Origin of the sequence: Kitasatospora sp. NPDC001547 (genome assembly GCF_042894165.1) — a bacterium.
In the GTDB taxonomy this organism is placed as follows: domain Bacteria; phylum Actinomycetota; class Actinomycetes; order Streptomycetales; family Streptomycetaceae; genus Kitasatospora.
This window is the reverse complement of sequence record NZ_JBIAVL010000050.1, coordinates 1-10,208: the sequence shown is the minus strand read 5'-3', so window position 1 is coordinate 10,208 and position 10,208 is coordinate 1. Positions and strand designations below refer to the sequence as shown.

General features: G+C 74.1%; 2 protein-coding genes. Both read right to left on the bottom strand.

Annotated elements, in window-relative coordinates; all coding sequences use genetic code 11:
• The coding region (locus ACFY0X_RS36725) for an amino acid adenylation domain-containing protein (RefSeq protein ID WP_387760867.1) at positions 1–6,633 on the bottom strand (6,633 nt) is incomplete at its 3' end.
• Positions 6,633–10,208: amino acid adenylation domain-containing protein (locus ACFY0X_RS36720; protein WP_387760866.1), on the bottom strand; the 3,576-nt coding region annotated here is incomplete at its 5' end. The genes ACFY0X_RS36720 and ACFY0X_RS36725, both read right to left, overlap by 1 nt.

The following is a 10,208-nucleotide window of genomic DNA, read 5'->3' as shown; positions in this document are numbered from 1 at the left end:
CGCCACCGCATCCGGCACCGACGCCACCCGCGCCTCGAACAACGCCGGCAACGTCGACACCACACCCCCGACAGCCGTGTCGTTCCACTCCACCAACAAACGACGGCGCTCAGCCTCGTCCAGTGCCTGAACGGTGTGGAGTGCCGCATCGGACTCACCGTCCAACGCCGCCTCCAGGGCCGACACCAGTCCCTCGACGACCGTGCCCACCAGGGCGACGACCGCCATCGGGTCGACGGGCGCGACGGCGTCCACCGCCGTCCGGATCACCCGGCCGTTGTCGTCGACGGACAGCGCGAGCGGGTAGTTGCTGGTGTCCCGGGAGACCAGGGTCCGGATCCCGGCCGACTCGTCCCGGGCCGGCTCCGACTCCGGCACAGACTCCGGCTCTCCGGACGCCGGCCCGTCCACCCCGGCGGCGTGGCGGTAGTTGAGGAAGGAGGTGAACAGCGGTGCGCCGCCGGTGAGTCCGCTGGCCTGCTGGGCCACGGCGAGCGGCGCGTTCTCGTGTTCGAGGAGCTGCGCCAGCTGGCCGCGCATCGCCGACACCGCGTCCAGCACGCCGAGTTCGCCCGTCCGCACCCGCACCGGCAGCGTGTTGATGAACGGGCCGGGGACGCGGTCGGCGCCCGCGCCGGCGTTCATCCGGCCGAACAGCACCGTGCCGAACACCACGTCGTCCCGGCCGCTGACCGCGCCGACCACCCGGGCCCACGCGAGGTGCATCAGCGTCGCCACGCTGGCGCCCAGCCGGCGCGACACCGAGCGCAGCCTCGCCTCCAGCTCGGGGGCCAGCGGCCGGGAGGCGCGCTCGGCCTCGGCGCCGACGCCCTGGACGTCGGTCAGTCCGTACGGGGCGGTGGGCTCGGTGACGTCACCCAGCAGCCCGGCGAAGTAGCGTTCGTGCTCCTCGCGCGGGACGCCGCCGCGCACCTGGGCGACGAAGTCGCGGAACGGCAGCGGCTCCGGCAGTTCGTCGGCGCGGCCGGTCAGGAAGGCCTCGATCTCGCCCAGCAGCACCGCGAGCGCGGTGTGGTCCTGCACCATGTGGTGCACCCGCACCAGGCCCAGCCGGCGGCCGTCCGGTCCGTCGGCCGTGTACAGCTCGACCAGGGGCGCCCGCGAGAGGTCCATGGTCCGTCCGACCGCCTCGGTCAGTGCGGCCGCCGGGTCCGCGGAACGCGGGTCCACCGGCACCTCGCGGACCGGCAGCACCGCCTTGCGCCACACCACCTGGACGGGTTCGCGCAGCCCGTCCCAGACGATGCCGGTGCGCAGGATGTCGTGCCGGTCCAGGACGTGCTGGAGCGCCTCGGCGAAGCGGTCGAGCAGTTCGGCGGAGCCGAACTCCAGGACGGTCGGCTGGACGTAGGCGTCGACGCCGCCGTCGGCGAGCAGGTGGTGGTAGAGCAGGCCGTCCTGGATCGGGGCGAGCGGGTAGACGTCGGCGACGTTGGCCGCGCCGCCGTCCACCGTCGCGACGACCCGCTCGACCTCCTCCGCGGTCAGGTCGACCAGCGGCAGCATCTCCGGCGTGATCGCGGTCGCGCCCACAGGGATCAGGTTCTCCGGCACCACGACCTGCCGCCGGCCGTCCGACCGGGCCAGGCCTGCCGGCGTCGGGCTGTCGAACAGCGCCCGCACCGACACCGTCACGCCCTGGGACTGCAGCCGGCCGATCAGCCGGACGGCGAGCAGGGAGTGGCCGCCGAGGGCGAAGAAGTCGTCGTCGACACCGACGCTCTCCAGGCCGAGGACCTCGGCGAACGCGGCGCAGACGACCTCCTCGCGGACGGTCGTCGGGCCGCGGCCGGAGCCGGTGGCGAGCTCGGGCGCGGGCAGGGCCTTGCGGTCCACCTTGCCGTTCGCGGTCAGTGGCAGCTCGTCGAGGACGACGAACGCGGAGGGCATCATGTAGCCGGGCAGCTCCCGGCCCAGGTGTGCCCGGATCCCGGCGAGGTCCGGCTCCGCCGGGCCGACGCGCGGGACCAGGTACACGGCCAGGAACGCGTCGCCGGAGGTGTCGCTCCGCACGGCCGCCACCGCCCGGGCGACGTCCTCGTGGCGTTCAAGGGCGGCCTCGATCTCCCCCGGCTCGATCCGGAAGCCGCGGACCTTCACCTGGTCGTCGGCCCGGCCCAGGCACTCCAGCTGCCCGTCGCGGGTCCAGCGCGCGAGGTCGCCGGTGCGGTACATCCGCTCCCCCGGCTCGTACGGGTTCGCGGTGAACCGCTCCGCCGTCAGCCCCGGCCGGCCCGCGTAACCGCGCGCCAACTGGGCGCCCGACAGGTACAGTTCGCCCGCCACACCGGCCGGAGCCGGGCGCAGCGCCCGGTCCAGCACGTACGCCCGGGTGTTGGCGAACGGGCGGCCCACCGACACCTCGCCGCCGACCACCTCGGCGGAGGTGGCCCAGACCGTCGCCTCGGTCGGCCCGTACAGGTTCACCGCGGCGATCCCCCGGTCCGCGAAGCGCTGCGCCAGCTCGCGCGGCAGCGCCTCGCCGCCCACCAGCGCCCGTACGGCGACCGGCCACCCGTCCGTCTCCAGCAGCGCCCGCCACAGCGACGGCACCGCCTGGAGCACCGTGGCGCCCGACGACCGCGCCAGTCCGGCCAGCGCGGCGGGATCGCGCACCACGGCCTGCGGCGCGAGGACCACCGTCGCCCCCGAGACCAGCGGCAGGAACAGCTCCAGCGCCGCGATGTCGAACGACACCGTCGTCACCGCCAGCAGCCGGTCCCCCGCGCCCAGCCGCAGCCGCCGGCCCGCGGCGCCCAGGTGGTTCACCAGCGCGCCGTGCGGGACCACCACGCCCTTGGGGCGTCCGGTGGAACCCGAGGTGTAGATGACGTACGCCGCGTTGCCGCCGGCCGCGGGCACACCCGCGGCGCGCTCGTACTCCCGCACCACGCCGGGCTCGTCCACCGCCAGCACGGGCACACCGGCCGGCACCGCGTCCGCGACCGCCGTCTGGGAGAGCACCAGCGGCACCCCCGCGTCCGCCAGCACGTAGGCGATCCGCTCGGCCGGGTACTCCGGATCCACCGGCAGGTACGCACCGCCGGCCTTCACCACCGCCAGCAGGGCGACGACCAGGTCGACGCCGCGCTCCATCACGACGCCGACCACGGCCTCCGGACCGACACCCCGGTCCGCCAGCAGTGCCGCCAGTCGGTTCGCGCGGGCGTCCAGCTCCGCGTACGACACCTCCACGCCGTCGGCCACCACCGCGACCGCGTCCGGGGTCCGCGCCGCCTGCGCCTCGAACAGCTCCGGCAGGGTGGCCGCGCCGACCCGCGCCGCCGTGTCGTTCCACGTCTCCAGGACCAGACGGCGCTCGGCGGCGTCCAGGACCTCGATCTCACTCAGTGCCGCTTCCGGGCCGCCGTCCAGCGCGAGCTCCAGGGCCGCCACCAGTCGCTCGGTGGCCGTGCGCACCAGTGCGCCGACCGCCTCCGGATCGATCGCTCCGACCGCGTCGACGGTCAGCGCGAGGCCGTCACCGTCATCGTCCACGGCGACGCCGAGCGGGTAGTTGGTGCGTTCGCGCGCGTACAGCAGGCGGACGCCCCGGTCCTCGGACCGCTCCTCGGGCTGTTCCTCCGCCGCGCCCCGGCCGGGGTTGTGGCGGTAGTTGAGGAAGGCGGTGAACAGCGGCGTCTCCCCGGCGAGCCCGCTCGCCTGCTGGGCGGTGGAGAGGGAGGCGTGCTCGTGCTCCATCAGCCGGGCCAGCTGGGCGCGCATCTGCGACACCGCCGCCAGGACCCCGGTGTCGGCCGTCCGGACGCGCACCGGCAGCGTGTTGATGAACGGGCCGGGCACCTGGCCGGCTCCTGATCCGGCCGTCATCCGGCCGAACAGCACGGTTCCGAAGACCACGTCGTCCCGGCCGGACATCGCCCCGACCGCCCGGGCCCAGGCCACGTGCAGGACGGTCGCGGCACTCACCCGCAGCCGGCGGGCGACCGCACGGAGCCGGCGCTCGGACTCCGGCGGGAAGGGCACCACCCCGCGGCTCACCCCGGCGCCGTCGCCGTGCACGTCGGTGACCCCGTAGGGCGCGGTGGTCTCGTCCAGGTCGCCCAGCAGCTCGGCGAAGTAGCTCTCGTGACCGGCCCGTTCGGCCTCGTCGCGGGACTGGGCGACGAAGTTCCGGAAGGGCAGCGGCTCGGGAAGGTCGGCGGCCCGGCCGGCGAGGAAGGCGCCGACCTCGGAGAGCAGCAGCTCCAGCGCCATGTGGTCCTGCACCAGGTGGTGGATCCGGACCAGCGCCAGCCGGCGCCCGCTGCCCGGGACGGCCGCCCGGTGCACCGTGAGCAGCGGGGCCCGGCCCAGGTCCATCGACAGGCCCGCGGCCGCGACCAGACCGGCTGCGAGGTCCTCGACGGACGGGTCCGGTACGACGTCGGTGACCGCCATCGGCGCGTGCCGCCACACCACCTGGACGGGCTCGGGCAGTCCCTCCCAGACGACGGAGGTCCGGAACACGTCGTGCCGGTCCAGCACGCTCTGCAGCGCCGACAGGAACGCGTCCAGGGCGTCCGCCGAGTCGAACTCCAGCACCGCCGGCATCACGTAGGCGTCGTCGCCGCCGTCGGCGTACAGGTGGTGGAAGAGCAGGCCCTCCTGCAGCGGCCCGAGCGGGTAGACGTCCGCGACGTTGGCCGCGCCGCCGTCCACGGTGGCGACGATCCGCTCGATCTGCTCGGACGTGAGGTCGACCAGCGGCAGCATCTCGGGCGTGATCACGGTCGCGTCGGCCGGGATCAGGTTCTCCGGCACCTCGGCCCGGGCGGTGCCCGCCACCACGGCCAGCCCGGCCGGGGTCGGCGTCTCGAAGAGCGCTCGCACCGGCACGGTCACGCCCTGCGCGCGCAGCCGCTCGACCAGTCGGACCGCCAGCAGGGAGTGGCCACCGAGGGCGAAGAAGTCGTCGTCCGCGCCGACCCGCTCCAGTTCCAGGACCTCGGCGAAGACGGCGCAGAGCAGTTCCTCGCGCGGGTTCGCCGGGCCCCGCCCGGTGCCGGCCGGGTACTCCGGCGGCGCGGGCAGCCGCTTGGTGTCCACCTTGCCGTTCGCGGTGAGCGGCAGTTCGTCGAGCAGCACCACCGCGGCCGGCACCATCGACTCCGGCAGCTGCTCCCGGACGAACGCGCGCAGCTCCGCCGGGTCGACCACGGCGCCCGGCGCGGGCACCACGTAGGCGACCAGCCGGCGGTCCGCGGCCGCGCCGGGCGACGGGGTGACGGGGTCGGCGGAGGGGCGGCCCGGGAAGACCGCCACGGTGCCCGAGCCGTCCGTGATCCGCACCCCGCTCAGCGGCAGCTCCGGGCTGCCGGTCACGGTGTCGAGCACTCCCGCCAGGCAGTCGGCGAGCAGCAGGACCGTCCCCGCCTCGAACAGGTCGGAGGCGGCCGTCACCGAGCCCCGGATCCCGGACGGCGTGCCGTCCGGCCCGAACACCTCGGTGAACGACACCTCCAGGTCGAACTTGGCCACCGACGCCCCGGCGGCGGAGACGGCGGACACCTCGACGCGCTCGCCGTCCCGCACCGTGCGCGCGGCGTTCTGCAGGGTCAGCATCACCTGGAAGAGCGGGTGCCGGGACAGCGAGCGGGCCGGGGCCAGCTCCTCGACCAACCGCTCGAACGGCACGTCCTGGTGCCCGTACGCGGCCAGGCTGGTCGCCCGCACCCGGCGCAGCGTCTCGCGGAACGTCGGGTCGCCGGCGAGGTCGGTGCGCAGCACCAGCGTGTTCACGAAGAAGCCGACCAGGTCGTCCAGCGCCTCGTCGGTGCGGCCGGCGACGTCCGTGCCGACGGGGATGTCCGTCCCCCCGCCGAGGCGGCTCAGCAGGACCGCCAGGGCCGCCTGCAGCACCATGAAGGCGGTGACGCCCTCGGCCTGCGCCAGCTCCACCAGCCGGGCGTGGGTCTGCGCCGAGACGTCCAGCCGCACCCGGTGGCCCCGGTAGGAGGCCGCGGCCGGGCGGGGGTGGTCGACCGGCAGCGCCAACTCCTCCGGCAGGCCGGCCAGCGCCTTCCGCCAGTACGCCGTCTGCCGGTGCAGCAGGCTGTCCGGGTCGTCCGCCTCGCCCAGCAGGTCACGCTGCCAGAGCGCGTAGTCCATGTACTGGACCGGCAGCGGCTCCCACTCGGGTGCCCGGCCCTCGCTGCGGGCCTGGTAGGCCGTCATGAGGTCGCGGGTGAACGGCCCGGTCGACCACCCGTCGCAGGCGATGTGGTGGAACACCACGACCAGCACCTGCTCCTGCGGCGAGACCACCAGCAGCCGGGCACGGACCGGCACCTCGGCCGCCAGGTCGAAGCCGTACGCCTCGGCGGACGCGATCGCGGCGTCGAGCTCCGCCCGGGGCACCTCCTCGACGGAGAGCTCCCAGTCCAGGTCGTCGAGCTTCAGGGCGCTCTGGTACGGCTCGCCGTCCACGGTCGTGAACACCGTCCGCAGCACCTCGTGCCGGCCCATCACGTCGCGCAACGCGGCGTTCAGCGCCTCCCGGTCCGTACCCCCGCCGAGCGGGAGGACCAGCGGCACGTTGTAGGTGGCGCTCGGGCCCTCCAGCTGGGAGATGAACCACAGCCGCCGCTGCGCGAATGACAAGGGAACCATCAGGACTCCTCCTGGTTGCGCCGCGGCCGCAGGGCCGGCCTGGCCGGTGCGGGGGCCGTCTCCTGCGCCAGCCGGTCGGCGAGCCCGGCCGGGGTCGGCGCGTCGAACAGCGCCGCGATCTCCACCTCGACGCCGAGCAGCGTCCTGATCCGGTTGGCCAGGCGGACGGCGAGCAGGGAGTGGCCGCCGAGCTGGAAGAAGTCGTCGTCGACGGTGACGTTCTCCAGGCCCAGCACCTCGGCGAAGGCCGCGCACAGCGCCTCCTCCCGCGCGTTCGCCGGGGCCCGGCCGGTGCCCGCGCCGGCCGCGTAGTCCGGGGCCGGCAGGGCCTTGCGGTCCAGCTTCCCGTTGCCCGTCAGCGGCAGCGCCTCCAACACCACCACCGCCGACGGCACCATGTACTCCGGCAGCCGCCTGGCCGCGAACGCCACCACGGTGTCGGCGAGTTCGGCGGACGCCTCGTCGTCGGCGACGACGTACGCCACCAGACGCACGTCACCCGGCACGTCCTCCCGAGCCACCACCGCCGCCCGCGCGACCTGCGGATGCGCGGCAACGACGCTCTCGACCTCACCCGGCTCGATCCGGAAACCACGGACCTTCACCTGCTCGTCCGCACGCCCCAGGAACTCCAACTGCCCATCCGCACGCCAACGCGCGACATCACCCGAGCGGTACATCCGCACACCCGGCTCGAACGGGTTGGCGACGAAACGCTCCGCCGTCAGACCCGGGCGCCTGACGTACCCGCGCGCCAACTGCACACCCGCGATGTACAACTCACCCGCCACACCCGGCGCCACCGGACGCAGCCCGTCGTCCAGCACATACAGCCGCATGTTCGCGGTCGGGCGGCCGACCGGCACCACCGAACCGACCTCATCACCCGCGCGGACCTCGAACACCGCGCAGCCGACCGTCGCCTCCGTCGGACCGTACTCGTTCACCACCACCGAGCCCGGGGCCTTGGCCAGCAGGTCCCGCACCACACCGGCCGGCAGCGCCTCACCACCGACCACCCACCGGCCCGCCGCCTTCGCCAACTGCCCCTCCGACAACATGCCGGACAACAGCGGGAGATGAGCCGGAACCGCCTTCACCAGACCGAAACCACCGCCATCGCGCAACAGCTGCGCCAGGCCCTCGGCCCCGCCCTCACGGCTGACCACCACCGGCGCACCCGAGATGAGCGGCACCACCACACTCGTCACCGTCAGGTCGAACGCCAGCGACGAATGCAGCGGCGCACCACCCTCCGCCCCGTACGAACCCGCCGCGAACCGCGCGTAGTTGGCGAGACCGCCGTGCGTGACCGCCACACCCTTCGGCCGACCCGTCGACCCCGACGTGTAGATCACATACGCCAGCGAGTCCGCCGACACCTCGACGACAGGCGCCGTCTCCGGCTGAACGGCCAACTGCATCACCATCAGCGCGCTGTCCACCGCCACCAACCGGTTGCGCCCCGCCGGCAGCTCGTCCAACACCTCCTCATCGGTGAGCGTCAGCACCGCGCCACTGTCCGCCAGCATGAACGAGATCCGCTCCACCGGGTACGACGGATCAACCGGCAAATAGCCCGCGCCCGCCTTCCACGCGGCGAGGACCGCCACCACCGCGTCCACACCGCGCGGCAGGCAGACACCCACCAACGACTCCGCGCCCACACCCTGGCCGAGCAGGTAGTGCGCCAGCCGGTTCGCCCGCGCGTCAAGCTCCGCGAACGACACCCGCTCACCGTCGGCCACGACCGCCACCGCATCCGGCGTCCGCGCCACCCGCTCCGCGAACAGCCCCGGCACCAGCACCGAACCGAAGTCCACCGCCGAGGAGTTCCACTCGGTCAGCACCTGCGAACGCTCCCGCGCTGACAGCACGTCCACCGAGTCCACCGCCGTGCCGGGCTCACGCGTCACCGCGTCCAGCACTCGCAACAGAGCGGACGCGATCCGCTCGACCGACTCCGCGTCGAACAGGTCGGCGGCCGCAACCACCACGCCGCGCAGCCCGCCGGGGGCGCCCTGCGCGTCGAACGCCTCGGTGAGCCGTACCTCCAGATCGAACTTCGCCGCCGCAGTGCCAGGGGTGACGTCGGTCGGCTCAGCCGGTGTCCCGGCATCCACCGTCAGCCTGTCGCCGGCGTTGTTCTGGAGGTCCAGCTGGACCTGGAACAGCGGGTGCCGCGCACGGGAGCGGGCAGGGGCGAGTTCCTCGACCAGCTTCTCGAAGGGCACGTCCTGGTGCGCCAGGGCCGACAGCGTGGCCTCGCGCACCCGGCCCAGCACCTCGCGGAAGGTCGGCTGGCCCGCAAGGTCCGTCCGCACGACCAGCGTGTTGATGAAGAACCCGACCAGGTCGTCCAGCGCCTCGTCCGTACGGCCCGCGTTCGCCGAACCGATCGGGATGTCCGTCCCCGCACCCAGCTTCGACAACAGCAGCGCCAGCGAGGCCTGCAACACCATGAACGGCGTCACACCCTCAGCCCGCGCCACCTCCGTCAGACGCGCGTGCACCGCCGCCGGAACCTCCAGTGGCAGGCGGTGACCGCGGTGCGAGGCGATCGCGGGTCGCGGCCGGTCCGCCGGGAGCACCAGCTCCTCCGGGAGGCCTGCCAGCGCCTCACGCCAGTAGGCGATCTGGCGCGAAATCAGGCTCTCCGGGTCGCCCTCGTCGCCCAGCAGTTCGCGCTGCCACAGCGTGTAGTCGGCGTACTGCACCGGCAACGGCGCCCACTCCGGAGCCCGGCCCGCGGACCGGGCCTCGTACGCGGTCATGACGTCCCGGCTGAGCCGGTCCTGGGACCAGCCGTCGGCGGCGATGTGGTGGACCAGGATCAGCAGGACCCTTTCCTCCGCCCCGGACTCGAACAGCGTGGCGCGGAACGGCACCTCCGCCGACAGGTCGAAGGCGTGGCCCGAGGCCTCGACGAGCGCCTCGTCCAGCGCGTCCGGCGCGACCTCCACCACCTGCAGGTTCCAGGCGAGGTCGTCCGCGTGGACGATCCGCTGGAACGGTTCGCTCTCGCCCGCCGCGTAGACGGTCCGCAGGATCTCGTGCCGTCCGATGACGTCGCGCAGCGCCGCGCTCAGCGCCTCGCCGTCCACATCGGCCGGGAGGGGCACCCGGAACGCGATGTTGTAGGTCGAGCCGGGGCCCTCCAGCTGGTCGATGAACCAGAGCCGCTGCTGGGCGAAGGAGAGCGGGATCTGCTGCGGCCGCTCGCCGGCCCGCAGGGCGAGGCGGGCGCCGGCCGAGCCGGTCAGGCGGGCCGCCAGCCCGGCGACCGTCGGCGCCTCGAACAGGGTCCGCAGCTGGACCTCGACACCCAGGACCACGCGCACCCGGCTGATCAGGCGGACGGCGAGCAGGGAGTGGCCGCCGAGGGCGAAGAAGTCGTCGTCCACGCCGACGCTCTCCAGGCCGAGGGCCTCGGCGAACGCCGCACACAGCAGCTCTTCCTGCAACGTCGCCGGGCCTCGGCCGGAGCCCGCGGTGAACGCGGGGGCGGGCAGGGCCTTGCGGTCCAGCTTGCCGTTCACACTCAGCGGCAGCGCGTCCAGCACGACGACCGCCGA